This is a genomic window from Profundibacterium mesophilum KAUST100406-0324, assembly GCF_009835145.1.
Taxonomy (GTDB): domain Bacteria; phylum Pseudomonadota; class Alphaproteobacteria; order Rhodobacterales; family Rhodobacteraceae; genus Profundibacterium; species Profundibacterium mesophilum.
Window position 1 is genome coordinate 1 of sequence record NZ_APKE01000042.1, and the last position, 702, is coordinate 702.

Below are 702 nucleotides of genomic sequence, written 5' to 3' on the forward strand. Positions count from 1 at the left end.
ATGCGCCCAAAGGTATGCGAGCCCGTCACGCCGTGACCGCTATAGCCATGGGCAAAATAAACATCGTCTCCCAAGCGGCCCAGCTGGGGCACACGGCTGAACGAAAGAGCGAAATTGCCGCTCCAGGCATAGTCGATCGGCGTGTTCCGGAGCTCGGGGAAAACCTTGACCATATTGCGCATGAGCTTGGCCTTGATGTCGCGCGGATCGCTCCCCCCATAGACGGTTCCGCCCCCGAAGAGCAGGCGGTTGTCGGCAGACAGCCGGTAATAGTCGAGAATGTAGCGTATGTCCTCGATGCAGTCATCTTGCGGGAGCAGGCGCCTCGCGGTCTCCTCGGGGAGGGGGGCGGTTGCCATCACCTGGGTCGAGACGGGCATGACGCGGCGGGCGAGTTCGGGGACCACGTTGCCCAGATAGGCGTTGCCGCACAGAACCAGGACCCGCGCGGTCAACTCTCCGCGGGCGGTCTGCACCACCGGGCGGGGCCCATCCATGCACACCGAGATCACCGGGCTCATCTCATGGATCGTTCCGCCGTTCTCCTCGATCGCACGGGCTTCGCCCAGGGCGAGGTTGAGGGGGTGCACATGCCCCCCGCTCGCATCGCGTAGTCCACCGGCATAGATGCCGCTGCCGACATGGGCACGGATCTCGTCGGCATCAAGCAACGTCTGGTTGTCGATGCCGTAGCCGCGCCAA

1 protein-coding gene is annotated in these 702 nt (G+C 64.2%); it reads right to left on the reverse strand.

What is annotated here, in order from left to right; translation table 11 throughout:
• On the reverse strand, nt 1-702 hold a 702-nt coding region (locus PMES_RS15785), incomplete at both ends, for an NAD(P)/FAD-dependent oxidoreductase (RefSeq protein WP_159966693.1).